The sequence below is a fragment of the Streptomyces sp. NPDC001903 genome (assembly GCF_042891345.1).
Taxonomy (GTDB): domain Bacteria; phylum Actinomycetota; class Actinomycetes; order Streptomycetales; family Streptomycetaceae; genus Streptomyces.
Map to the genome: position 1 here is coordinate 175,522 of NZ_JBIASZ010000008.1, position 23,329 is coordinate 198,850.

Sequence of the window (23,329 nt, forward strand, 5' to 3'; positions counted from 1 at the left end):
CACCAGCGCGTTCGACCGTGGGACCGCGATCGCGGCCACGCGAGCGTCCCGACCTCATGGAGGCCGATCCTCATGTCCGCGACCCTGCTCGGCAGCATCGCCCGTACCACCGTCCCGCAGACCGCGCTGCGCCGCTTCCTCGCCCTCGACTGCGTGGTCACCGGCGGCAACGGGCTCGCGTACGCCGTCTTCTGCGCCCCGCTCGGCCGGCTGCTCGGCGTCGGGCAGGGCACCCTGTTCGGAATCGGCCTGTTCCTGATGGTCTACGGGGCCGGCGTCGGCCGGCTGGCCTGGCTCCGCCGGCCCCCGGCCCTCGCGGTGAAGTTCGTCATCGAGGCCAACTGGGCCTGGGCGGCCGCAAGCCTCGTCTCGCTCTTCCTCTGGGCGGCCCCCACCGCCGCCGCCCTGGTGTGGATCCCGGCCCAGGCCCTCGTCGTCGCCGCCTTCGCCTGGTTCCAGCGGCTGGCGCTGCGGGCAGGGGCCTCGGGGGCCTCAGGGGCCCAGTGAACGCAGGTACTTCGCCGTGGCCGCGTCGGCCGGGAGCAGCGTCTCGACGGCCAGCTCGGCGACGGTCACGTCCATCGGTGTGTTGAACGTGGCGATCGAGGACACGAAGGAGAGCAGGTGCCCGTCGTGCTCGATCAGCAGCGGCAGCGCGATGTACGGGACGGCCTCCTCGGGTTCGGCTCCGGCGCCCCCGGGCCGCCGCCCGGCGACCGGGTAGCCGGACACCTCCTCGTACAGCGCGCGCAGCTGCGCCGAGCGGGACAGTGCGATCTGCCGCTCCATCTGGGCCAGCAGGTGCCCCCGCCACTGCGCGAGGTTGCGGATCCGCGGTGCCAGGCCCTGCGGGTGCAGGGTGATCCGCATGGCGTTCAGCGGCGGGACCAGCAGGTGCTCGGGCAGCCCGTCGAGGAGCATCGCGATGCCGCGGTTGGCGGCGACGACGTCGTAGGCGGCGTCCACGACCAGCGCCGGGTACGGCTCGTAGCCGGTCAGCAGCCGCTCCAGGCCCTCGCGCAGGGTCCCCATCGAGGGGTCGTCCAGCGGGGTCTGCGCGTAGTGCGGGGCGTAACCAGCCGCGAGCAGAAGTGAGTTGCGCTCGCGGACCGGTACGTCGAGGTGGTCCGCGAGTCGCAGGACCATCTCCTTGCTCGGCCGGGACCGGCCGGTCTCGATGAAGCTGATGTGCCGGGACGAGGAGTCGGCGCGGCCCGCCAGCTCCAGCTGGCTGATGCCGCGCCGCTCCCGCCAGGTGCGCAGCAGGGCTCCGACGGACGGGGTGGAGGTCATGCCCACGACGTTAGCCGAGGGGCGCACGCGCCGGCTCAGCCCAAGTCGAAGGCGTTGCGCAGGCCGAGCCGGTACCGCCACAGGTCGTGCCGCTTGAAGGACTCCAGCTCAGGGGCCCGGTACATCTCAAGCACCGCGCACCGCGCGGCCGTCGAACCGTCGCGCTCCAGAAGGGCGTTGACGGCGGCCCGGGCGGAGGCGTTGGCGCCCTCCATGGTCGCGAGGTCGATGTCCACGGCCACGTAGTCCCCGCTGAGGAAGAAGTTGGGGATCCGGGTGCCGGCGCCGGGCCGGTTGTGGAAGGTGCCGGTGGGGTGGATCAGCAGCTGGTCCTGGTTGGTCGGGTCCGGGGTGCCGAGCCCGTCCACCCCCGGGTCCAGGAACCACGAGTGCAGGGTGCGGTCCGTCAGCAGGGTCTTCCCCGTGTCGTTGAGGGAGGCCTTCAGCTGCGCCCACACCTCGCGGGCGACCTCCTCGCGGGTGCACTGCTTGGCCGTCTTCCCGTACAGGATCCCCGGCTTGTCCCAGTCCGAGACGTCCACCGACAGGCAGTCCACCGCGACCCCGTCCCCGTAGTCGGCCGGGAAGTCGCGGGACGGCCAGTGCTCGGCCTGCTGGATCGCGGTCAACGACCAGGGGGAGTCGATGCAGTTGAGGTGGCCGTGGACCAGGGGCGCGCGCTCGGTGAGATAGAACTGGATGCCGGTCATCCAGTCGGTCTCCAGCCGGTCGCAGCGGCCCAGCATCGGATCCGCGGCCCGCAGCGCGGCGCTCCAGGTGCGCCGGGCGTGCTCGACCGGCAGCGCGCTGACGTAGTGGTCGGCGGTGACGGTCTGCCGGGCCCCGGCCGGGTCCAAGGCCGTGAACCCGCTCACGCGGCCGTTGCCGTACTGCACCTCCTGTACGGTCCAGCCGATCTTGAACTCCACGCCGAGCGAGCGCAGATGGGCCTCCCACGGATCGATCCACGCCTCGTTGGTCGGCAGGTTGAGGATGCGGTCCGGGGGCCCGTCCGCGCCGCGTCCGAGGGCGTTGAAGACGAAGGCCTCGCCCAGGGTGCCGACGGTACGGGTGGAGGCTTCCTCGGCCTTGGTCGCGACGATGTTGCGGGTGATGCCGACGGCGAGGATCCGCTGGTACTCGTGGGACATCTGTGCGGCCCGCACGAACTCCCACCAGGGGGTGTTCTCCCAGACCTGCTCGCGCCGCTCGTCGCAGCTGGTGAGGAAGACCAGTACGCGGTCGACGAAGTACGCCGTCTCGTGCGGCGGCAGCCGGACCAGGGACTGGAGGATGCCGGTCAGGGCGCGGCGGATCTCGTCGGGCGTCAGCGCGGCGGGGGAGTGGCCGGGCCAGGGGATGGGGGCGCGCAGGTCCTCGCGGCCGGCGGACCGGGCGAACATCATCTCGGGCGGGGCGACGAGGTTGTCCCACACCCCGCGGGCATTGCCGGGGAACGGGATGCGCCGCATCGTGTCGGGCAGGTTGTGGTAGATGCCCGGGATGAAGCGGAAGCCGTGCTCGGCGGGGAGCGGGCGGCGCCCGCCGCGGGCGCTGCCGGGGACGTCCATGCTGCGGGCCTTGCCGCCGAGCGCGCGGCGCTCGTACACGGTGACGGCGTAGCCCCGCTCGGCGAGCTCGTGGGCCGCGGTGAGCCCGGCGACCCCGCCGCCGAGGACGGCCACGCGGCTCCCCGCGGCCTGCTGGGGACGGGCCCGGTCCGGGGCGGGGGCCTGGGCCCGGGCGGGTGCGGCCAGGGCCCCGCCGGCCCCCAGCGCCCCGGCGGTGGCCGCGGCTCCCGCGCCCGCGATGAACGTACGTCTCGAACTGCCCGTGCGCGCCATGAGGAAGCCCCTTCGTCCGGGACGCGTTCGCCCGGCTATGCGTTACCGGCGGTAACTGTCACGTCCGGCGCAGGAGCATAGGGGCGTCGCGGCCGACCCGGAAGGCGCGGAAGTACCCGCACGCACTATGGCGCGAAACCTTCCCTCCACCCTGCGCTGTGGGAACCTTGACCCCACGTCAGAAGTCGGGTCCGAACGGTGAAGGAGCATGCCGATGGCAGACGAGCCGCTTTCGCAGAAGGAGATCGAGGACCGGTTGCGGGAACTCCCCGGCTGGGCCTTCGAGGACGACCGGATCACCCGCACCTACCGGCTGGGCGGCCACTTCGCGGCGAGCGCGCTCGTCGCCCACATCGCCTCGGTCCAGGAGGAGTTGAACCACCACTCCGACCTGACCCTCGGCTACAACACGGTCCGGGTGTCGGTGAACACGCACAGCGCGGGCGACTCCGTCACCGGCGCCGACTTCGCGCTCGCCGAGCGCGTCGAGGCCCTCGCCCCCGCCCACGGCGCGAGCTGACCCACCCGGCGGGCCCCCGCCCGGCCGCGGGCCCGAGTCCGCCGAAGACGTACCGCTGAGGGGCCTCAGGCGGGGTCCAGGCGCCACCACTGGGCGGGGGAGTCGGTGTCCTCGCACTGGCGGACCCCGCCCTCCGCGTCCGCTTCCAGCGGCAGTCCGCTGATGCAGGCGACCAGGGACACCACCCCGGGGTCGTCGAGGTGCTCCTCGACGATCCACTCCTGCGCCCCGAACGCGTTCGCCCGCCACACCTGGACCCGGGTGCCGCTCTCCGTCGACGCGTTCGCGACGTCGAGCCGCTTGTCGTTGTGGAGGCTGACGATGTGCACGATCCCGCCGCCGCTGTGCACCGGCGAGATCCGCCACTGCCGGGCGGCCGGCGGCGCCGGCGGGCCGTCCGGGCCCACCCCCACCCGGCTACTGCCCTCCAGCCGGAGCAGCAGGCCGCTGGCGACGTTGCGGATCCGGTAGACCCCGTCGGGCAGGCTCATCCGCGGCTCAGGCGTCGAAGACGGCCGGGTCCGGGCCGATCCGCCCGGCCGAGGCACCCCGGCCCAGCGCGTCCAGCGAGGCGAGGTCGGCGGCGTCCAGCTCGAAGCCGAAGACGTCCAGGTTCTCCCGGATCCGCGACGGGGTCACCGACTTCGGGATCACCACGTTCCCCAGCTGCAGGTGCCAGCGCAGCACCACCTGGGCGGGGGTGCGCCCGTGCCGGGCGGCGGCCTCGACGACGGCAGGGAGCGTCAGCAGCTCCTTGCCCTGGCCGAGCGGGGACCAGGCCTCGGTGGCGATGCCGAGCGTCGAGTGCACGGCGCGCAGCTCGGCCTGCGGGAAGAGCGGGTGCAGCTCGATCTGGTTCACCGCCGGGACCAGCGGGCTCTCGGCTCCGAGCCGCTCCAGGTCGGCGGGGCGGAAGTTGGACACGCCGACGGCGCGGGCGCGCCCGCTCTCCGCGATCTCCTCGAAGGTCTTCCAGATCGTGAGGAAGTCCTCGCGCATCGGGCGCGGCCAGTGGATCAGGTACAGGTCGAGGTGGTCGAGGCCGAGCTTGCCGAGGGAGTCGTCGAGCGCGCGCAGCACGTCGTCGCGCCGCCAGGTCCGGGAGCGGTCGTTCCACAGCTTGGTGGTGACGAACAGGTCCTCGCGCGGGACCCCGGACGCGGCGATCGCCCGGCCGGTGCCCGACTCGTTGCGGTAGGCGGCCGCCGTGTCGATGCTCCGGTACCCCGCCTCCAGCGCGGCCCCGACCGCCTGCGCGGCCTCGGAGTCCGGGACCTGGAAGACGCCGTACCCGAGCTGGGGCATGAGCGTGCCGTTGTTGAGCCGGATGGCGGGGACGTCGTTCACGTCTGGCTGTTCCCTCGGTTCGACGGGCTGTACGGGCGTACGAGGGGCGACAACCGGCCGCCCCGGCGAGCGTATTCCCGCCGCGGCGGCCCACCCGGACCGGACACACCGTCAGGACGCCCCCAGATAGGCCTCCCGGACCAGCGGATCGGCCCGGATCTCGGCGGGCGCGCCCTCGGCGAGGACCGTTCCGAGGTCCAGGACCACCACCCGCGCGCAGAGCTCCATGACGAAGGCCACGTCGTGCTCCACCAGCAGCACCGCGCACCCCTCCTCCTCGGCCAGCCGGCGGACGACCGCCGCGAGCTGCTCGCGCTCGGGCGCCGACAGCCCCGACGCGGGCTCGTCCAGCAGCAGCACGCGCGGCGGATCGGCCACCGCGCGGGCCAGCTCGACCATCCGGGCCCGGCCGACCGGCAGCCCGCCCGCGTACGAGGCCCCCAGCGCGCCGATCCCGCAGGACTCCAGCACCCGCTCGGCCCGCGCCCGCCGCTCCCGCTCCAGGCGGCGCCGCGCCGGCGTCCCCAGGAGGTCGGCGGCCGGCCCGCCCCCGCCGCCGCGCCACTCCTGCGCGACCAGCAGGTTCTCGGCCACGCTGAGCTGGCCGAACAGCTGCTGCCGCTGGAACGTCCGGCGCATCCCGTGCCGGGCCCGCCAGACCGGGGAGCGGCGGGTGATGTCCGCCCCGTCGAGCAGCATCCGCCCGCGGTCGGGCCGCCGGATCCCGGACAGCACGTCGAACAGGGTCGTCTTCCCGGCCCCGTTCGGCCCGATCAGGCCGCACACCTCCCCGGCCCGGACCCCGAGGTCCACACCGGTCAGCGCCCGCACGCCGCCGAAGCGGACGCTGATGCCCGAGCCCTGCAGCACGTACGGCGGCGCGGTCATGTCGCCCTCCCCAGGTAGGCCGCGGTGAGCAGGTCGGCCTCCACCTCGGCGCGCGGCCCGCACCAGGTGACCCGCCCCCGGGAGAGGTACGCGACGGTGTCGGCGACCCCGAGGATCCCCGCGGCCTTCTCCTCGACCAGCAGCAGCGCCGTCCCGGCGTCCCGCAGCTCGGTGAGCAGCGCGTACACCTCCTCCACGACCCTCGGCGCCAGCCCCATCGAGGGCTCGTCGGCGATCAGCACCTCGGGCGGGCGCTGCAGCAGCGGAGCGAGGGCCAGCATCTGCTGCTCGCCGCCGGACAGGGCCCCCGCGGCCACGCCCCGACGCTCCCGCAGCCGGGGGAACCGCTCGTAGACGCCGTCCCGCGCATCCGCTTCGCGGAGGTACAGCGCGAGGTTCTCCTCGATGGTCAGCGCCGGGAAGATGCCGCGGCCCTCCGGGGCGAGCAGCACCCCGCTCCGGGCCCGCCGCACGGACCCGTCCCGGGTCACGTCCCGCCCCCGTACGAGGACCGCTCCGCTCTGCACGGGCAGGAGTCCGGCCGCCACCCGGCAGGCGGTGCTCTTCCCGGCCCCGTTCGGCCCGAGCACGACGAGGACCTCCCCCTTGCGGACGGCGAGGTCGACCCCGTGCAGGACGAGCCCGCCGTCGTACCCGGCGGTGACCCCGCGCAGCTCCAGGGCGGGCCCGGCGGCGCCCTCCCGCGCCCCGCCGCCTCGCCGCTCCCCCTGCTCCGCCCGGACCACCCGCGCCCCGGGCTCCGGCGAGGCCGGAGCCCCGCCGACGGAGGCCGCGGCCCGCCGCCTCGCCAGCCGCACCGGGACGGCGGCGCAGTACCCGTCGGGATCGTTGGCGAGCGCCAGCCCCGCCAGGCCGAACAGGATCACCGGCAGGTGCGCGGACTGCGTGACGTAGTCCGCCAGGACCCGCGGGGCCACCGCGAAGACCACCCCCGCCACCACCGCGTACTGCGGCCGCCGCACCCCCGCGGCCACCACCACCGCCAGCCACACCAGCCCCGTCATGGCGGTGAAGTCCGTCGCCGTGATGCGGGTGTTGTACGAGGCGACCAGCACGCCCCCGAACCCCGCCAGCCCCGCCGACACCGTGAACAGCAGCAGCTTCGTCCGCAGGACGGACACCCCCGAGGCCATCGCCGCCGCGGGCGCCGACCGCACGGCCAGCATCGCGCGCCCCGAGGGCGAGTTCCGCAGCGCGCTCAGCCCGGCCGCGCACACCGTGACGAGCGCCACCAGCGCCACCCCCAGCGCCCGGTCGTCGCCGAGGTCCACCGGCCCGATCACCGGCCGCGGGATCGACCACCCGGAGTCCCCGTTGCGCAGCCACCGCATCTGGAACAGCACCTGGTCCGCGAGGAACGCCAACGCGAGCGTGGCCAGGGCCAGCGTCCGCCCGCCCAGCCGCAGCGCCGGCAGCGCGACCAGCGCCCCGAGCACCGCCGCCACGCAGGTGCCCACCGCCAGCGCCGCCACGAACGGCCAGCCCCGGCTCATCAGCAGCCCCGCCACCAGCGCGGCCCCCGTCACGAACGTGCCCTGCGCCAGGGAGACCATCGCCCCGAGCCCGGTCACCACCGTGAAGGACATGAACACCAGCCCGAGGGCCAGCCCTTGCGCGAGCAGCCCGCTCCAGAACGGCGTGGTGACGGTGTAGAAGGCCACGGCCAACACCCCGGCGGCCGCCGCCCACACCCCCCAGCGCCGCCCCCACGAAGCCCCCGCCGGATGGTCCACGGGCAGCGGACCCGGGGCGGAGTCCGCCGCCGCGGTCCCCGCCGTGCGCCCCCGCCGGGCCAGCACCAGCAGTCCGCCGAACAGGATCAGGAACGGCACGGCCGTCCGGAACCCGGTGATCCCCGCGGCGAACGAGGCGTATCCGGCCACCAGGTTCTGCAGCACCCCCAGCCCCAGCCCGCCCGCGAACGCCAGCGGCACGGAGGCGAACCGCCCGATCACCGCCGCCGTCGCCGAGACGAACAGGAACAGGGTGAAGTCGTGCGCCGACAGCCCCAGCAGCGGCGTCGCGAGCACCCCCGCCAGCCCCGCCAGCGCGGACGAGATCATCCAGGCCACCGAGGACAGCCGGTCGGCGCTGATCCCGCGCAGCTCGGTCAGCGAGCGGTTGTCCACGGCCGCCCGCAGCTGCAGCCCCAGCCGCGTGTGCCGCATCAGCACCCACAGGCCCACCGCCACCACCGCCGTCACCACCCAGGTGATCAGCTGGTCGGAGTCCACGCCCACCCCGTCGAGCGGCTGCCAGCTCCGGGCGGGGCTCGGCCCCACCCCGGGCAGCCCGAACTGGTTCTCCGCGGGCTTCACCGGTGCGCCCGCCTCCCCGAGCAGCTCGACGGCCCACAGCCCGGCCGCCGGCAGGGCCACGAGCAACCCGATCGTGGCCACGATCTGCGCCGTCTCGCCGACCCGCGCGAGCCGCCGGAACATCAGCCGGTCCAGCCCCCACCCGAGCCCGGGCGCCAGGACGCACACCACCAGCAGGGCCGCCCAGACCGCCGGCCAGCCCAGACCGGAGTGCACCTCGTAGAAGGTCAGGGCGCACAGGTAGGCGGTGGCCCCGTGCGCGAAGTTGAACAGCCCGGACGCCGAGTACGACAGGACCAGCCCGGTGGCCAGCAGTGCGTACAGGGCCCCGGAGACCAGGCCGCTCAGCACGAAGACGAGCAGATCTCCCATACCGCGTCCCCTACTTGAAGGGGATGGGCTGACGGCACGAGAAGGGTACGGAGACCTCGTACGCCCCGCCGCGCAGCTGGACCAGCGCCCCGCAGCCGAAGCTGTCCTTCTGCCCCTTGGGCTCCGAGCGGTCGCCGACGAGCGTGCCGGTGTCGGAGAAGCCCTGCGCGGCGGCCTGGAAGGACTCGACGGTCAGCTCCTTGCCCGCCTTCTGCGCGATGGAGACGAACAGGTCGGCCGACATGTACCCGGTGAGCGTGTGCATGCTCAGCGGGACGTCCTGCCCGCCCGCGGCCGCCTTCACGTCGGCCTTGAACCGGGCCATCTTCGGGTCCGCCGACTCGAACGGCTGGAACTGCAGCAGCACGTGCACCCCGTCGAGCGCCTGCTTGGTGGCGTCCTTGGCGAGCAGCCCGGGGTCGTAGTCGGTCGGGTCGGACAGCAGCCCCTGGTAGCCGGCGCGCTTGAGCGCCGTGAACAGGCCGATGTTGTTGGGGGTCTGCATGACCGAGACGACGGCGTCCGGGGCCTTGCCGTCGTTGCTCTCCAGGATCTCCTTCACGTACGCCGACCAGTCGCTGGGCACCGCCGTCGCGGGTACGGAGGCCTTGGCGTAGGCGACCTTGAACCCGGCGGCGGCGAAGCCCTGCCGGAAGGTGCGGATGCCGAACTTCCCGGCGTCGCTGTCGTTGGCGATGACCGCGACCGACTTGCCCTGCGCGCCGCCGAGGAGCTGGCCGATGCCCTCGGGCCAGGTCTGGTTGAGGGTGCCGCCGGGGGAGGGGACCAGGCAGCCGTTGAACCCATAGATGTACGTGGGCCCGCAGAAGGAGGGCAGGGTGCCCCAGCCGAAGGTGGGGACCTTCTCCTGCTGGAGGAAGTCGGCTCCGGAGAAGGTGACCGAGCTCATCGGCGCGACCGCGAAGACCTTGTCCTGTTGGACGAGCTTGCGGGCGGCGGCCATGTTCTTGCCGGGGTCCTGCCCGTCGTCCTCCGCACCCAGGTAGTCGATCCTGCGTCCGTTGATCCCGCCCTCGGCGTTGGCCCTCAGGTACCGGGCCTTGGCGCCGAGGTCGGTGTCCTTCTTGCTGTAGCCGCCGGCGGAGGTCATGGAGACGATCCCGCCGACCTTGATCGAGTCCGCGGTCACGCCGCGGGAGTTCCCCGCGGCCCCGGGCTTGCCGGGGGAGGAGCCGTTGGAGGCGGAGTTGCAGGCGGAGACGAGCGCGAGCGCCGCCGCCGCGGCGGCCAGGGTGCGGATCGGTCGCAGCATGTGTGGGATCCCCTCCGGTCGGAATCCCCGCATTCTGTGCGTGACCTGACGGATCGTCAATATTCTCGGCGAGAAGAAATGACGGATCGTCAGCTGATTGTCGGCGGGGCCGTGCCGGGCCCGTCAGGGCTGGTAGAGGGCCGCCACCTCCTGCGCGTACGCCTTCTCGATCGCCCGCCGCTTCAGCTTCAACGAGGGCGTCAGCAGCCCCCGTTCCTCCGTGAACTGCTCCGCCAGCACCCGGAAGGTACGGATCGCCTCGGCCTGCGAGACCAGCGTGTTCGCGGCCACCACCGCCCGGCGCACCTCCGCCGTCAGATCCGGGTCGTGGACCAGCTGCGCCGCCGGCAGCTGCGGGCGCCCGCGCATCGACAGCCAGTGCGCGATCCCCTCCATGTCCAGCGTGAGCAGGGCGGCCACGTACGGCCGGTCGTTGCCCACCAGCACGCACTGCGCGACCAGCGGATGCGAACGCACCCGCTCCTCCAGCGCGGTCGGGGAGACGCTCTTGCCGTTCGACGTCACCAGGATCTCCTTCTTGCGCCCGGTGATCGTGAGGTACCCGTCCTCGTCCAGCCGCCCCAGGTCCCCCGTCGCCAGCCAGCCGTCCCGCAGGACCTCCTCCGTGGAGCGCGGGTCGTTCAGGTACCCGGCGAACACGTGGCTCCCGTACAGCCACACCTCCCCGTCGTCGGCGATGTGCACCGTACTGCCCGGGATGGGCCGCCCCACCGTGCCGTACTTCGTCGCGCCCGGCGGGTTCGCGGTGGCCGCCGCGCACGATTCGGTCAGGCCGTAGCCCTCGAACACCGTGATCCCGGCCCCGTCGAAGAACAGTCCGAGGCGGCGGGACATCGCCGACCCGCCCGACATGGCGTGCCGCACCCGGCCGCCCATCGCCTCGCGGACCTTCCCGTACACCAGCTTCTCGAAGAGCTGGTGCTCCATGCGCAGCCCCGCCGAGGGGCCCGGACCGGTCCCGAACGCCTTCTGCTCGCGCGCCTCCGCGTACCGCACGGCGGTCTCGACCGCCCGGTCGAAGGGGCCCGTGCGCCCCTCCGCCTCCGCCTTGCGGCGGGCCGCCGCGAAGACCTTCTCGAAGACGTACGGGACCCCCAGCACGAACGTCGGCCGGAACGCGGCGAGGTCCGGCAGCAACTCGGCCGCCGCCAGCACCGGCTGGTGCCCCAGCTTCACCCGCGCCCGGACCGCCGCCACCTCCACCATCCGCCCGAAGACGTGGGCGAGCGGCAGGAACAGCAGGGTGGAGGGCTGCTCCCCGGGCCCCGCCTGGAAGACCGACTCCCAGCGGGCCACCATCGTGTCGGCCTCGTACATGAAGTTGCCGTGCGTGAGCACGCAGCCCTTGGGGCGTCCGGTGGTCCCCGAGGTGTAGATCACGGTGGCGACGGCGTCGGGCGTCACCGCCGCCCGGTGCCGGTGCACCAGGTCCTCGGCGACCCCGCGGCCGTCCGCGACGAGCGCGTCGACGGCCCCGGCGTCGAGCTGCCACAGCCGCCGCAGGTGCGGCAGCCGCTCGATGACGGACCCGACGGTCATGGCCTGGTCCTCGTCCTCGACGACGCAGGCGGTGCAGTCGGAGTCCTGGAGGATCCAGTGGACCTGCTCGACGGAGGAGGTCGGGTAGACGGGCACGGGCTGGGCGCCGATCGCCCACAGGGCGAAGTCGAACAGGGTCCACTCGTACCGGGTCCGCGACATGACGGCGACCCGCTCCCCGAACCGGACCCCCTGGGCCAGCAGTCCCTTCGCCAGCGCGAGCACCTGCGCGGCGAGCTCGCCGGAGGTCACGTCCCGCCAGACCCCGTCGGCCTTGCGCCCCAGCACCACCCGGCCGGGATCCTCCTGGGCATGGCTGAACACCACGTCGGCGAGCCCGCCGACGGGCGCCGCACCAACGACTGGTGGGACGGTGATCTCGCGCATGCCCCGCTCCTCTCCGCGCAGCGCGGCGACGCTACCCCCACACCCCACCAGGGTTGATCACCGAGCGAAGACCTCCACAAGACCTCCCCAGGGAGGCGCGCAGGCCCGGCGGAAGGGAGACTCCCCGTCCCACCACCCCGGAAACACCGAACGCGGCGCCGATCTTGCGCCGGGCGGGGCGCGGCGGCGCGCGAGCTCAGCGGCCCGGGGCGGCCGGACCTCCCGCGGCGAAGGAGTCCAGCGCCGCGTCGAAGTGGCTGCGGGCCTCCGGGAGCCGGCCGACGGGCGCGGACACCCAGACGTCGTACATGCGCCCGTTCTCCTCCCAGCAGAGGTCGAAGGTGTGCCGGGCGCCTTCGGCGGCGGTGAAGCCGTTCCAGGTGAACTCCCACAGGGCGGCGGGCAGTCCGTTGTGCGTGGTCGGTACGACCGTGCCGTCGCGGTAGCCGGGGTTGGTGGCCGGGCCGCTCGCGTGCGAGAGCCGCATGACGGTGACCGGCCCCTCCGAAGCCGCCGGCTTCGCCTTGACGCCGATCCGGAAGGCCCCGTCCGGGGACACGTAGAAGACGCGCTGGTCGTCGGTGCTCCGCTGGAAGCCGTTCGGCACGGCGAGGCTGAAGCCCTCGGCCTCGGACACCGACCGGTACCCGGCGGGTGCGGGCTTGGCGGACGCGGGCGAGGGCGCGGGCGCCGACGCTGACGCCGTACGGGCTGGCTTGGCGTCGGCGGGGGCGGCCTCGGCGGAGGGGGTGGCCCGGCCCGAGGCGGACGCGGCGGCCGGCGGCGCCTGCCCGGCGTCGTCCTGCGACCTCCCGCCGAGCTGTGAGGTGACGGCCACGGCACCGGCCACCGCGACCGCGAACAGCGCGGCGATCAGCCCCGCCCGCAGGGCCGGCCGGGCCCGCCGCACCGGGGCGGACGGCTGCGCGGCGTGCCCGGCCGGCGAGTGGCCGACCGCGCCACCGGGTCCGCCCGCGCGCCCGCCCGCGTTCGCGCCGGCGTTCCCGGGCGCGTTCCCGTCCGCGTTCCCGGGCGCCGGGGCGCTCTCCCGGGCGCTCTCCGGGCCCGGCCCGGGCACCCGGTCGGCCACGACGGGGACCGTACCGGTGCTCGCGCAGGCCGACAGCAGCCGCTCGGCCGCCGCCGCGTCCATCCGCCGCTCCGGGAGGCGCTCCAGCAGGCCGCGGATGACCGGCGTCAGCGGCCCCGCCTGCGCCGGAGGCCTGATCTCGTCGTACACGACGGCGTGCAGGACCCCGCCGAGCGAATCACGGTGGAAGGGCGACTTCCCGGTGAGCGCCGTGCACAGCAGTACGCCCAGCGACCACAGGTCGGATTCGGGTCCCGCGGCGGATCCCTGCATGCGCTCGGGCGACGTGTACTCGGGCGAGCCGACGAACGCGCCGGTCTCGTTGATGGTGGTGGACCCGGCGAGGCTCGCGATGCCGAAGTCGGTGAGCACCACCCGGCCGGTTCCCGCCTCCAGGAGGACGTTGGCCGGCTTGACGTCCCGGTGCAGCACCCCGCGGGCGTGCGCCGCGCGCAGGGCGCCGAGCAGGGCCAGCCCCGTCCGCGCGGTCTCGGCGGGATCCAGCGGCCCTTCGGCGCCGAGCCGGTCGGCCAGCGAGCCGCCCTCGACGAGTTCCATGACGATGTGGGGGCGCCCCTCGTGCTCCACGACGTCGTGCACGACCACCACGTGCGGATGCCTGACCTGCGCGACGGCCCGGGCTTCCCGCAGGGCGCCCCTGGTCTCCGCGCCCCCGTCGACATGGAGCTCCTTGACGGCGACCGGACGCCCGAGGAGCTCGTCGGAAGCCTGCCAGACGGTCCCCATGCCGCCGCGGCCCAGCCGCCTCTCCAGGCGGTACCGCCCGGCGATCGCGATGCTGCTGCCCGGCCCGTCGTGCGACACGATGTTTCCCCTCCGACCCCGTGCGCCCATGATGCCGCACCGCCGGATCGGCCCCGGCGAACGCGTGCCGGAAACGCAAAAGAACCCCACCGGAGTGGGGTTCCTGCTGGTGTCCGAGGGGGGACTTGAACCCCCACGCCCGATAAAGGGCACTAGCACCTCAAGCTAGCGCGTCTGCCATTCCGCCACCCGGACCAGGTGGTCGGCCCCGGTTTCCCGCGGCGACAAGGACAACAATAGCAAAGGATCGGCGTGCCTCCGACCAGGTATTCGGGCCGGGCCGCTCGCTGACCTGCGGGCATGTCCCCGCGCGGTCGGCGAGACCCTGCGTCTCGCGCGTCAGCGGGCCGGTTCGGCGCGCTCGGCCCTCAACCAGTCGTCGTTGTCCTGCCAGGCATAGAGGGTGGTGCCGTCCATGTAGGCGTAGTAGAGGCCGCAGCGGGCGGTCGCCTTCCCCCGGGCGTCCTTCGGGAACCAGTCCTCCTTGAGCGGGACCTCCTGCGCCTTGGGCCGCGGCTCGGTCGTGCACTCGGCCGGGAGCCGGTCGTCCGGCAGGGTGGCCGTCAGCAGGCGGTCGCCGCCGGTCGTCCGCATCGAGTACCGCACCGACTCCGCCTCGTCCGCCAGCCAGCGCGGGACCGAGGCCCGCGCCGACTTCGCCTCCGCTCCCGTCGCGTACGCGTTCGTCTCCTGGTGGCGGTTCCCGTACCAGTCGGCCGCGGCCGGGAGGGCGACCACGATCGCGAGCCCCACGGCCGAGACGACTGCTGCGGTGGTCAGGATGACGGACCTGCGGATCATGGGGCTTTCGCTTCCCTCGGCGGCGGGCTGACGGCGTTCCCTCATCCTCCGCCCCTGCCCGGGGGCGGCGCGTCCTTCCACCGGGCGGGATCCGCGTACGTCTCAGGTTGTACGGGACGGGGCGCCGCCCGGATGCCGATACCCGCTGGACACCGGGGCCGGCGAGGCGGTCGGATGAGCGCCGCACGTCCGCATCCAGGGGGAGTCACACATGGAAACACCGCAGCGCGTCAGCACGTTGGAGCTCTTCTTCGACCTCGTCTTCGTCTTCACCATCACCCAGCTGACGGTGCTCCTCGCGGACGACATCAGCCTCCGGGGCGCCGGCCAGGTGCTGGTGATCTTCACCGTGCTGTTCTGGATGTACGGGGGCTACGCGCACCTGACCAACCAGGTGCCGCCCGACCGCACCGTGCGCCGGGTGTTGCTCATCCTGGCCATGGGGGCGTTCCTGGTCTGCGCGCTGGCGGTGCCGACCGCCTTCGGGGCCGGCGGGGTGGCCTTCGGGCTCGGGTACCTGTTCGTCGTCCTCGTGCACAGTGCGCTCTACACGCAGGCGCACGGGTCCGGCGTGCTGTGGTTCGCACTGCCCAACGTCCTGTGCGCGCTGGCGGTGCTGGCCGCCGGGTTCTTCGACGGACCGCCCGCCTGGGCGCTGTGGGCGCTCGCCCTGCTGATCCAGTTCGTCGTACCCCAGGTGGTGCAGCGGGCCGCGGCGAGCCGGGTGGAGCCCGACGAGGGGGTGACGACCGTCAGCGACCAGCTGGGCGGCATGAGCGCCGAACACCTCGTCGAGCGGCACGGACTGCTGCTGATCATCGTCTTCGGCGAGTCCGTCATCGCGATCGGCATCGGCACCGGCTCGCTGCCGCTGTCCGCGGGCATCGCCGGGGGCGCCTTCCTCGCGCTCGCCGTCGCGTCGGCGCTGTGGTGGATGTACTTCGTGCGCGACGAGGGCCGGGCCGAGGAGGTCTTCGCCGAGACCGCCCCGGAGAAGCGTTTCAAGCTGGCGATGCTCGCCTACTACTACGCCTTTCTGCCCATGCTGCTCGGGATCGCCGCCTTCGCGGCAGGCGTCAAGAAGACCATCGGGCACCTGGGCGAACACCTGCACACCGGCCCGGCGCTCGCCCTCGCGGGCGGGGTCGCCGTCTACCTCGCCGGGGACCTGGCCTTCCGGGCCGTGCTCGGCATCGGCCCGGCCCGGTTCCGGCTCGCGGCGCTGGTGCTCGTCCTGGCGACGGTCCCGGTCGGTACGGGCGTCGCCGGGCTCTGGCAGCTCGTGGCGCTGGTCGTCGTCCTCCTCGGGACGCTGGGCGCCGAGGTCCGCTGGACCCCCGGCTGCTCGGCCGCGGCTACGGGCAGCGGATGACCTGTCCCGCGTACGAGAGGTTGCCGCCGAAGCCGAACAGGAGGACCGGGGCGCCGGTCGGGATCTCACCGCGCTGGACCAGCTTCGAGAGGGCCATCGGGATGCTCGCGGCCGAGGTGTTGCCGGAGTCGACGACATCGCGGGCGACGACCGCGTTCACGGCGCCGATCTTCGCGGCGAGGGGTTCGATGATCCGCAGGTTCGCCTGGTGCAGGACGACGGCGGCCAGCTCCTCGGGGGCGATGCCGGCCTTCTCGCACACCTTGCGCGCGAGCGCCGGGAGCTGGCTGGTGGTCCAGCGGTAGACGGACTGGCCCTCCTGGGCGAAGACCGGCGGGGAGCCCTCGATGCGGACCGCGTGGCCCATCTCCGGGACCGAACCCCACAGGACCGGGCCGATGCCGGGGTCCTCGCAGGCCTCGACCACGGCCGCGCCCGCGCCGTCACCGGTCAGCACGCAGGTGGTCCGGTCGGTCCAGTCGGTGATCTCGGTCATCTTGTCGGCGCCGATCACCAGGGCGCGGGTGGCGGAGCCGGCGCGGATCGCGTGGTCCGCGGTGGCCAGCGCGTGGGTGAAGCCCGAGCAGACGACGTTGAGGTCCATGACGGCCGGGCTGCCGCCCATGCCCAGCTTGGCGGCGACGCGGGCGGCCATGTTGGGCGAACGGTCGATGGCGGTGGAGGTGGCCACCAGGACGAGGTCGATGTCGTCGGGGGTCAGGCCGGCGCCGGCCAGGGCCTTGCCCGCGGCGTGGAAGGCCAGCTCGTCCACCGGTTCGTCGGGGCCCGCCATGTGCCGGGTCTTGATGCCGACCCGGGAGCGGATCCACTCGTCGTTGGTGTCGACCATCGCCGCGAGGTCCTCGTTGGTGATCACTTTCGCGGGCTGGTAGTGCCCTAGTGCCACCACGCGTGAACCGGTCATGGGCGGGGTCCCCCTTGCTGCGGATGTCAGGATCACCCAGCTTGACCTGCTACTGGTGGGTACAGGTGCACGTGACCCAACAGGATTACCGCCCCTTAATTTGGAGATTCCGGAGGATCTTCCTGCCGGGAGCGCCGGACGACGGCGATCCGCGAGAATGGGCTCGTCAGCTGCACGACGGGGTGCGCGACGAGGACGGACAGAACGGGCGGGCTGATCACCATGGGACGGGTCACCGAGCGCCGTCGTGTCATCCGGGTACGGGGCGGGGCGGCCGGTGTCCGCCCGGACACGCTGGTCGCCGAGGAGCCGCTGGAGATACGGCTGAACGGCAAGCCGCTGGCCATCACGATGCGCACCCCCGGCGACGACTTCGCGCTGGCCGTGGGCTTCCTGGTGAGCGAGGGCGTACTGGGCTCCGCGTCGGACGTACGGGCCGTGAACTACTGCGAGGGGGCCGCGGAGGACGGCACGAACACCTACAACGTCGTCAACGTGCAGCTCGCCCCGGGGGTGGAGGTGCCGGACATCACCCTCGAACGGAACGTCTACACCACCTCCTCCTGCGGTCTGTGCGGAAAGGCCAGCCTGGACGCGGTGCGCACGGCGACCCGCTTCCCGCTCCGGCCGAGCGCGGCCGAGGACGCCGTACGGATTCCCGCCCGGCTCCTGGGCGAGCTGCCGGACCGGCTCCGCGCGGCGCAGAAGGTGTTCGACCGCACCGGCGGCCTGCACGCGGCCGGGCTGTTCTCGCCGGAGGGCGAGCTGCTGGACGTACGGGAGGACGTCGGCCGGCACAACGCCGTCGACAAGATCGTCGGCCGGGCGTTCCGGGCCGGGCTGCTCCCGCTGGCGGGCGCGGTGCTGCTGGTGTCGGGCCGGGCCTCGTTCGAGCTCGCGCAGAAGGCCGTGATGGCGGGCATACCGGTCCTGGCCGCCGTCTCGGCCCCGTCCTCGCTGGCCGTGGACCTGGCCCTGGAGTCGGGCCTGACGCTGGTCGGCTTCCTGCGCGGGCAGGACATGAACATCTACGCGGGCGAGGAGCGGATCGCGCTGTAGCCGGCGGCCGCAGCGGCCGCGGTGGCCACGGCGGTCAGCGGCTGCGCCGGGCGCGGGTCCGCCCCTTCGCGGCGGGTTCGGCCACCGGCTTCGGCGGGTCGATGCGGTGCAGGTCCAGGGTCGCCGGGACCGGCGTGACGCCCGGACCGCCGGACTGCGCCCAGGCGATGACCTCGTCGGTCGCGGTGTCGTCCAGCGCCCAGCCGAACCAGGCCGCCCGGGCACCTCGGCGGCGCGCCTCGGTGGTGGGCTGGACCACGATCACATTGGCCTGCGCGCACGGCCCGAGGCAGTCGCTCGTACGGACGGCCAGCCGGCCCCCCGAGGCCGCGGCGGCCTCGCGCAGCCGGGCCAGCTGGCCCGCGTGGTCCGAGCCGGGGTTCTTGCGGGGGTCCCCGCAGCAGCAGCCGCGGCAGACCACCAGGGTGCAGGGGCGTTCGGCGTGGGCGGCGAGCGGGCGTATCCAGGTCACCGCCGCACGTTACCGGCCCTGCGGTGCGGGGTGTTGGAGCGTCGACGAGACCTCCACCACATGTCCGGCGGGCAGTTCGGGGCCCGTCGCGGGTTCGGCGTCCCCGGCGCGGCGCCGCGCCAGCACCGCGCACACCATCAACTGCATCTGGTGGAAGAGCATCAGCGGCAGCACCGCGAGGCTCGCCTGCGCCCCGAACAGCACGCTGGCCATGGGCAGCCCGGCCGCCAGGCTCTTCTTCGACCCCGCGAACTGGATCGCGATCCGGTCCGCCCGGTCGAACCCGAGCCGCTTCGCCCCGTACCAGCTCACCAGCAGCATGACGGCGAGCAGTACGGCCTCCACCGCCAGCAGCGCGCCCAGGCGCGCGGCGCTGACCTGGTGCCAGACCCCGGCGGCCATGCCCGCACTGAAGGCGGCGTACACGACGAGCAGGATCGAGCCGCGGTCGACGCGGCCGAGGACCTTCTTGTGCCGGACCAGGAAGCCGCCGACCCAGGGGCGCAGGACCTGGCCCAGCAGGAAGGGCAGCAGGAGCTGGAGGACGATCTTGAGGAGGGAGTCGAGGGAGAACCCGCCCCCGCTCCCGCCGAGCAGGCCGGCCGCGAGGAGCGGGGTGAGGACGATCCCGGCGAGGCTGGAGAAGGAGCCCGCGCAGATCGCGGCCGGCACGTTGCCGCGGGCGATCGAGGTGAAGGCGATCGAGGACTGGATCGTCGAGGGGACCAGGCAGAGGAAGAGCAGTCCGCTGTACAGCGGGGGCGTCAGGAGCGTGGGAACGAGTCCGCGAGCGGCCAGGCCGAGCAGCGGGAACAGGACGAAGGTGCAGGCCAGCACGGTGAGGTGGAGCCGCCAGTGGCGCAGGCCGTCGAGGGCCTCGCGGGTGGAGAGCCGGGCGCCGTAGAGGAAGAAGAGCAGGGCCACGGCCCCGGTGGCGACGCCCTCGGCGACCGTGGCGGCGAGACCGCGGGCCGGCAGGAGGGCGGCGACGGCGACGGTGCCGAGGAGGGTCAGGATCCACGGGTCCAGGGGCAGCCGGGCGGGTATCTGCGGGCGGCGCATGTGCGGGGCTCTCCGATGGGTGGCGCGGCTGGGGCCCCCTCATCGTCGCGGGTGCGCGGTGATCGGGAAACCTGCACACCACACTGACTGTCATCTCGTTCCATGATGACAGTGGCACCATGGCAGTCATGGCAGCCATGTACGACCCGGTCCAGCTGCGCACGTTCCTCACCGTGGCCCAGACGCTCAGCTTCACGCAGGCCGCGGGCCGGCTGGGCGTACGGCAGTCCACGGTCAGCCAGCACGTACGGAGGCTGGAGGAGGCGACGGGCCGGCCGCTGTTCCTGCGGGACACGCACAGCGTGGAGCTGACGGAGGACGGCGAGGCGCTGCTGGGCTTCGCCCGGACCATCCTGGAGGCGCACGAGCGGGCGGCGGCCTATTTCACCGGGACGCGGTTGCGGGGCCGGCTGCGGTTCGGGGCCTCGGAGGACTTCGTGCTGACCCGGCTGCCGGAGATCCTGGAGGGCTTCCGGCACGAGCATCCCGAGGTGGACCTGGAACTGTCGGTCGAGCTGTCCGGGACCCTGCACGAACGGCTCGACGCGGGGCGGCTCGACCTCGTCCTGGCGAAGCGGCGGGGGCCGGGGGACGAGCGAGGCCGGCTGGTGTGGCGGGACCGGATGGTGTGGATCGGGGCGGAGGGGCTGCGGGTGGACCCGGACCGGCCGGTCCCGCTGATCGTCTTCCCGCCGCCGGGGATCACCCGGGCCCGGGCGCTGGAGGTGCTGGAGCGCAACGGGCGGGGCTGGCGGATCGCCTGTACGAGCGGCAGCCTGAGCGGGCTGGTCGCCGCGGCCCGCGCCGGGCTCGGGGTCATGGCCCACACCCGGGGGCTCATCCCGCCCGGGCTGGTCCGGGTGGCGGGGCTGCCGGACCTGGGGTCGGTGGAGTTCGCGCTGCTGCGGGGCGCGCGGAGCTCTCCGGAGGCGGAGGCGCTGGCCTCCGCGATCCTCTCCGGCGCGGACCGCCTGACGCGCCCCGCGTGACGGCCGGTGCCGGCGGTTCCGGCGCGGCCGCGGTCAGGTGCTCAGGACCACCAGACCCTTCGCCGTGGGCAGGGCGCCCGGGATCAGCGGGGCGAAGGTGACCGGGAGGGACAGCCGGGGCTCCTCGGATTCCGGCAGGGGGTCGAAGAAGTACGCCGCCTCCGATGCCGTGTCGCTGACCAGGTGGGGATCGGCCGGCGAAGCCGTCGAGCGGGTCAGCGGGGTGCGGAAGAGCATGCGCAGGTGGCGCAGGGTCTCCGGGGCGACCCCGGACGGATGCGGTGCGGGCGCGGCGTCCGCGGCGGCCGGGACGCTCGGGGCGTCCGGCGGGATCGCCCCCGACAACAGCAGCGCCAGGAGGACCGGGACGGCCTTGCGGCGCAGGGCCTCCGTCGCCTCGTGCAGCCGGTGGGCGTGCGTCGCGGGCAGCGACAGCGCGAGGCTCCCGGCGGCGTCGCCGGTCGAGATCGGGACCGCCGAGCAGACCACGCCGGGGGAGTACTCGCGCAGGTCGAAGACCGGCGCCCCCGGAGCCACCGCGTCGAGGGCGGTGAACAGGGCCCGGCTGTCGGTGATCGTCTGCGGGGTCAGCCGGGCCGGCCGGTACCGGGCGACATGGTCGCGCCGCCGGTCGGCGTCGAGCTGCGTCAGCAGGCACTTGCCGACGGCGCTGGCGTGTGCGGCGGCCTTGAAGTCCACCCACTCCCGCACCGGCGGCGTCCCCGGCCCGTCCGCCATCTGGGTGATCCGGACCTCCCCCTCGGCGTACCGGCTCAGGTACACCGCGGCGCCCGCGCTGTCCCGGGCCAGTGCCAGGGTGCGCTGGAGCTGCCCCGGGAGCCCCCCGGCGCCGGAGGCGGCGAGCCGGTCGAGGGCGGGCCCGCGCGCGAAGACCCCCGCGCCCGGCCGGCAGGCGTACTCCTCCTCGCAGAGCATCGCCAGCAGTGGTCGCAGCTCCGCCTCGGCCAGGCCGGACTCCCGCCGCAGCTGGGCGGCCCGGACCCCCAGCGGATGCCTTTCGAGGACCCGTACGACGGCCAGCGCGCGCCGCGCCTGCGCCATGGCCTCGCTCGTCCCCGGGGAGCGGACCGGCTGCCCGGGCCCCGGCGCCACGCGCTGCCTCGGGACGGCGCGCTCCGGCTCCGCCTCCACCGGGGGCGCCGGCCGGAACGCGGCCAGCGCCGAGGGCAGTCCGGGCCTGGGCAGCGGCACCGGGCCCAGATCGGGATCGTCGAGCTGGTCGACGTAGCGCAGCACGGTCGCCTGCGCGCACAGCCGGACCTCGCGCAGATCCCGCCGGCCGCCGGGCCGGTAGCCGCGCCGGCCCAGCTCGCGCGCCCAGAACCGGGCGTCGTGGTGCTCCCCGCGCCGGGAGTGGTCGAGGAAGAGGCAGTACGCGGCGGACGAGGTCCGCGCCCGGCCGGAGCCGGCGGCGAACTGCCACCAGAAGCGGGCCCCCTCGCGCAGCCCGGCCAGGTGCAGCAGGCAGCCGAAGACCACGGCCCCGGCCAGGTCCGTGTGCCCGCTCTCGACGAAGGCCGTGAGCTGCGCCTCCGCCTTCGGGGCGCACACGGCGGCCAGGCAGACGGCCTTGAGGTCGCGCCGGGCGCGTTCGGAGTCGAGCGGGCAGTCCCGCGCGGGATCGCTCCACCCGTACGCGGCCCGGCGGCGCGAGGGCGGCGCGGAGGCCCGCCCCCGGGAGGCGCGCAGCAGCCGGGCCTCGGCCGCGCCCAGGTCGTAGTGCGGGTACCGGTCGCGGACGCCGGCCCGGGTCAGGAACTCGGCCAGGGAGCGGCGGCCGGCCTCGCCGCCGCGCTCCTCCTTGCCCTCACGGCGCCTCATGACTCGGGTGATTCGGCTGAGTCGGGTGCGTCGGGTGATCGCGCCGGGTCGGTGCGGTCCGCGGGGCCGGCCGGTTCCGCGGAGGCGTCGAGCATGCGCGCGAGCCGCCGGTGGGCCTGGCCGAGCTGCGAGCGGACGGTGGCCTCGTCGACCCCCATCACGGAGGCGGCCTCCCCGGGGGTGCACTGGAGCCCGTAGCGCAGCAGCACGGCGTCGCGCTGGCGCTCGGCGAGCCGGGACACGGCGGAGTAGAAGCGGATGGTGTCGGTGAGCACCTCGCACTGCTGATCGGCCCGGGCCTCCTTGAGGGCCGCCTCGAAGGCGCTGATGTCCATCGGCTCGGGTGCGGTCGGTCCGGGCGGCCGGGCGCCGTGGCCGCCGCGCCGCTGCTGCCGGTCGACCAGGCGCTGCTTGAGGATGGTCCAGGCGTAGGCGTCGAGCCGGTCCATGTGGAGCATGCGTAACCACTCGTTCATGATCGAGTCGAAGGTGGCGTCCACCGCGTCCTCGGCAGCCGCGTCGGAGCCCAGCTGCAGGTACGCGAAACGCATGTACGAAGGCCGCCGGTTCGCGTGGAAGGCCCAGTACGACAGGCGTGCCGTCGGGTCCCACTGGCTCATGGGCGTCGGCCGCCGCTGTCGGCTGGGCAGTGGCAGTCCCACGGCCCCACCGGACTCCTCTGGTCCGCCATCGCTCACCGTTCCACCTCACCTCGTCCCCTGTGCGCGGACAGCCTGGCAGTGCGGGCGCACCCGGGGAGCGGAAGAGAGACGTCGAGGGATTACGTTCGGTGATGATCGGCGGGTGACCGACTTCGACCACGCGCGCGCCCACTCCGTGCGTACGCATATGCCGGGGCCAAGGCGGGCCGCCGTGCACCGGCGTACGCCCCGTGGACCGGTGTCCGCGATGATCCGGACCGGCTGTAGCATGGGCCCATTGCGAGGGCCGTGACGCAGAGGTCACCACCCTCGCTTTTGCGTTACACCCACTGACGTCCACCCCACGAAAATGCGGCACGTGGCCTTTCGGCGGTTCGATACGATGAACCGCATCACAATCCGTCACG

Annotated in this window: 19 protein-coding genes, 1 tRNA gene and 1 pseudogene; 5 read left to right on the plus strand and 16 right to left on the minus strand. The window is 74.0% G+C overall.

Annotation, left to right across the window (positions count from 1 at the left end; genetic code table 11):
• Positions 1-72 precede the first annotated feature (72 nt).
• Positions 73-507: a hypothetical protein gene (locus ACFYZS_RS19795; protein WP_389013890.1), complete on the plus strand. Its 435-nt coding sequence runs from the start codon at positions 73-75 to the stop codon at positions 505-507.
• On the opposite strand, the gene ACFYZS_RS19800 is transcribed toward ACFYZS_RS19795, so the two are convergent.
• Entirely contained in the window at positions 493-1,293 is an 801-nt protein-coding gene (locus tag ACFYZS_RS19800; RefSeq protein ID WP_389013893.1) for a helix-turn-helix domain-containing protein, read from the minus strand. The genes ACFYZS_RS19795 and ACFYZS_RS19800 overlap by 15 nt on opposite strands.
• Before the next feature lie 35 nt (positions 1,294-1,328).
• Positions 1,329-3,137 (minus strand): FAD-dependent oxidoreductase, encoded by a 1,809-nt coding sequence (locus ACFYZS_RS19805; RefSeq protein ID WP_389013896.1) that lies wholly within the window; start codon positions 3,135-3,137, stop codon positions 1,329-1,331.
• 214 nt (positions 3,138-3,351) lie between these two features.
• On the opposite strand from ACFYZS_RS19805, the gene ACFYZS_RS19810 reads away from it, so the two are divergent.
• Complete coding sequence (locus tag ACFYZS_RS19810) at positions 3,352-3,657, plus strand: 4a-hydroxytetrahydrobiopterin dehydratase (protein ID WP_389013899.1); 306 nt, start codon at positions 3,352-3,354, stop codon at positions 3,655-3,657.
• Positions 3,658-3,722: 65 nt separating this feature from the next.
• Here ACFYZS_RS19810 and ACFYZS_RS19815 read toward each other — a convergent pair whose 3' ends face one another.
• The 9 genes from ACFYZS_RS19815 to ACFYZS_RS19855 all read right to left on the minus strand — a co-directional run bounded on the left by ACFYZS_RS19815 (position 3,723) and on the right by ACFYZS_RS19855 (position 14,539).
• A complete protein-coding gene (locus ACFYZS_RS19815) occupies positions 3,723-4,148 on the minus strand; it encodes an RICIN domain-containing protein (protein ID WP_389013902.1) in 426 nt (141 codons plus the stop codon).
• A gap of 7 nt (positions 4,149-4,155) precedes the next feature.
• A complete protein-coding gene (locus ACFYZS_RS19820; protein ID WP_389013905.1) occupies positions 4,156-5,004 on the minus strand; it encodes an aldo/keto reductase in 849 nt (282 codons plus the stop codon).
• A 111-nt stretch (positions 5,005-5,115) separates the two neighbouring features.
• Positions 5,116-5,892 (minus strand): ABC transporter ATP-binding protein, encoded by a 777-nt coding sequence (locus tag ACFYZS_RS19825; protein WP_389013908.1) that lies wholly within the window; start codon positions 5,890-5,892, stop codon positions 5,116-5,118.
• On the minus strand, positions 5,889-8,603 hold the full coding sequence (locus ACFYZS_RS19830; RefSeq protein ID WP_389013911.1) for an ATP-binding cassette domain-containing protein: 2,715 nt from the start codon (positions 8,601-8,603) through the stop codon (positions 5,889-5,891). Before ACFYZS_RS19830 ends, ACFYZS_RS19825 begins: the two co-directional genes overlap by 4 nt.
• 10 nt (positions 8,604-8,613) lie before the next feature.
• A complete protein-coding gene (locus ACFYZS_RS19835) occupies positions 8,614-9,876 on the minus strand; it encodes an ABC transporter substrate-binding protein (RefSeq protein WP_389013914.1) in 1,263 nt (420 codons plus the stop codon).
• Between the two features lie 123 nt (positions 9,877-9,999).
• Positions 10,000-11,823 carry an AMP-dependent synthetase/ligase gene (locus ACFYZS_RS19840; RefSeq protein WP_389013917.1) on the minus strand — a complete coding sequence of 608 codons (1,824 nt, stop codon included), beginning with the start codon at positions 11,821-11,823 and terminating at the stop codon, positions 10,000-10,002.
• Between the two features lie 196 nt (positions 11,824-12,019).
• Entirely contained in the window at positions 12,020-13,660 is a 1,641-nt protein-coding gene (locus ACFYZS_RS19845; protein ID WP_389014313.1) for a serine/threonine-protein kinase, read from the minus strand.
• Between the two features lie 185 nt (positions 13,661-13,845).
• Positions 13,846-13,933: transfer RNA gene (locus ACFYZS_RS19850), tRNA-Leu, on the minus strand.
• A 144-nt stretch (positions 13,934-14,077) separates the two neighbouring features.
• A complete protein-coding gene (locus ACFYZS_RS19855) occupies positions 14,078-14,539 on the minus strand; it encodes a hypothetical protein (protein WP_389013920.1) in 462 nt (153 codons plus the stop codon).
• A gap of 211 nt (positions 14,540-14,750) precedes the next feature.
• Here ACFYZS_RS19855 and ACFYZS_RS19860 point away from each other — a divergent pair, with 211 nt between their 5' ends.
• Positions 14,751-15,911: a low temperature requirement protein A gene (locus ACFYZS_RS19860; RefSeq protein WP_389013923.1), complete on the plus strand. Its 1,161-nt coding sequence runs from the start codon at positions 14,751-14,753 to the stop codon at positions 15,909-15,911.
• Here ACFYZS_RS19860 and ACFYZS_RS19865 read toward each other — a convergent pair.
• Positions 15,895-16,836 (minus strand): beta-ketoacyl-ACP synthase III, encoded by a 942-nt coding sequence (locus ACFYZS_RS19865; RefSeq protein ID WP_053689626.1) that lies wholly within the window; start codon positions 16,834-16,836, stop codon positions 15,895-15,897. The genes ACFYZS_RS19860 and ACFYZS_RS19865 overlap by 17 nt on opposite strands.
• 222 nt (positions 16,837-17,058) lie before the next feature.
• On the opposite strand from ACFYZS_RS19865, the gene fdhD reads away from it, so the two are divergent.
• Positions 17,059-17,895 carry a formate dehydrogenase accessory sulfurtransferase FdhD gene (gene fdhD / locus ACFYZS_RS19870; protein ID WP_389013926.1) on the plus strand — a complete coding sequence of 279 codons (837 nt, stop codon included), beginning with the start codon at positions 17,059-17,061 and terminating at the stop codon, positions 17,893-17,895.
• Positions 17,896-17,929: 34 nt separating this feature from the next.
• Here fdhD and ACFYZS_RS19875 read toward each other — a convergent pair whose 3' ends face one another.
• Together ACFYZS_RS19875 and ACFYZS_RS19880 are read right to left on the minus strand one after the other, a co-directional pair.
• Entirely contained in the window at positions 17,930-18,367 is a 438-nt protein-coding gene (locus ACFYZS_RS19875) for a (2Fe-2S) ferredoxin domain-containing protein (protein WP_389013929.1), read from the minus strand.
• Between the two features lie 9 nt (positions 18,368-18,376).
• Positions 18,377-19,429 (minus strand): bile acid:sodium symporter family protein, encoded by a 1,053-nt coding sequence (locus ACFYZS_RS19880; RefSeq protein ID WP_389013932.1) that lies wholly within the window; start codon positions 19,427-19,429, stop codon positions 18,377-18,379.
• 137 nt (positions 19,430-19,566) lie between these two features.
• On the opposite strand from ACFYZS_RS19880, the gene ACFYZS_RS19885 reads away from it, so the two are divergent.
• Complete coding sequence (locus ACFYZS_RS19885) at positions 19,567-20,418, plus strand: LysR substrate-binding domain-containing protein (protein ID WP_389014316.1); 852 nt, start codon at positions 19,567-19,569, stop codon at positions 20,416-20,418.
• A gap of 342 nt (positions 20,419-20,760) precedes the next feature.
• Here the strand turns inward: ACFYZS_RS19885 and ACFYZS_RS19890 are convergent.
• Both ACFYZS_RS19890 and ACFYZS_RS19895 read right to left on the minus strand, forming a co-directional pair.
• Positions 20,761-21,480, minus strand: a pseudogene (locus ACFYZS_RS19890) (IclR family transcriptional regulator C-terminal domain-containing protein); the annotation flags it as partial.
• Positions 21,481-22,256: 776 nt separating this feature from the next.
• Positions 22,257-22,922, minus strand: a complete 666-nt coding sequence (locus ACFYZS_RS19895; RefSeq protein WP_389013934.1) for an RNA polymerase sigma factor — start codon at positions 22,920-22,922, stop codon at positions 22,257-22,259.
• Between the last annotated feature and the right edge of the window lie 407 nt (positions 22,923-23,329).

What these genes read in the sequence shown, in the direction of transcription:
- ACFYZS_RS19795 (WP_389013890.1), top strand. Translation starts at nt 73, where the DNA reads ATGTCCGCGACCCTGCTCGGCAGCATCGCCCGTACCACCGTCCCGCAG.
- ACFYZS_RS19800 (WP_389013893.1), bottom strand. Translation starts at nt 1,293, where the DNA reads ATGACCTCCACCCCGTCCGTCGGAGCCCTGCTGCGCACCTGGCGGGAG.
- ACFYZS_RS19805 (WP_389013896.1), bottom strand. Translation starts at nt 3,137, where the DNA reads ATGGCGCGCACGGGCAGTTCGAGACGTACGTTCATCGCGGGCGCGGGA.
- ACFYZS_RS19810 (WP_389013899.1), top strand. Translation starts at nt 3,352, where the DNA reads ATGGCAGACGAGCCGCTTTCGCAGAAGGAGATCGAGGACCGGTTGCGG.
- ACFYZS_RS19815 (WP_389013902.1), bottom strand. Translation starts at nt 4,148, where the DNA reads ATGAGCCTGCCCGACGGGGTCTACCGGATCCGCAACGTCGCCAGCGGC.
- ACFYZS_RS19825 (WP_389013908.1), bottom strand. Translation starts at nt 5,892, where the DNA reads ATGACCGCGCCGCCGTACGTGCTGCAGGGCTCGGGCATCAGCGTCCGC.
- ACFYZS_RS19830 (WP_389013911.1), bottom strand. Translation starts at nt 8,603, where the DNA reads ATGGGAGATCTGCTCGTCTTCGTGCTGAGCGGCCTGGTCTCCGGGGCC.
- ACFYZS_RS19835 (WP_389013914.1), bottom strand. Translation starts at nt 9,876, where the DNA reads ATGCTGCGACCGATCCGCACCCTGGCCGCCGCGGCGGCGGCGCTCGCG.
- ACFYZS_RS19840 (WP_389013917.1), bottom strand. Translation starts at nt 11,823, where the DNA reads ATGCGCGAGATCACCGTCCCACCAGTCGTTGGTGCGGCGCCCGTCGGC.
- ACFYZS_RS19845 (WP_389014313.1), bottom strand. Translation starts at nt 13,660, where the DNA reads ATGGGGACCGTCTGGCAGGCTTCCGACGAGCTCCTCGGGCGTCCGGTC.
- ACFYZS_RS19855 (WP_389013920.1), bottom strand. Translation starts at nt 14,539, where the DNA reads ATGATCCGCAGGTCCGTCATCCTGACCACCGCAGCAGTCGTCTCGGCC.
- ACFYZS_RS19860 (WP_389013923.1), top strand. Translation starts at nt 14,751, where the DNA reads ATGGAAACACCGCAGCGCGTCAGCACGTTGGAGCTCTTCTTCGACCTC.
- ACFYZS_RS19865 (WP_053689626.1), bottom strand. Translation starts at nt 16,836, where the DNA reads ATGACCGGTTCACGCGTGGTGGCACTAGGGCACTACCAGCCCGCGAAA.
- fdhD (WP_389013926.1), top strand. Translation starts at nt 17,059, where the DNA reads ATGGGACGGGTCACCGAGCGCCGTCGTGTCATCCGGGTACGGGGCGGG.
- ACFYZS_RS19880 (WP_389013932.1), bottom strand. Translation starts at nt 19,429, where the DNA reads ATGCGCCGCCCGCAGATACCCGCCCGGCTGCCCCTGGACCCGTGGATC.
- ACFYZS_RS19885 (WP_389014316.1), top strand. Translation starts at nt 19,567, where the DNA reads ATGTACGACCCGGTCCAGCTGCGCACGTTCCTCACCGTGGCCCAGACG.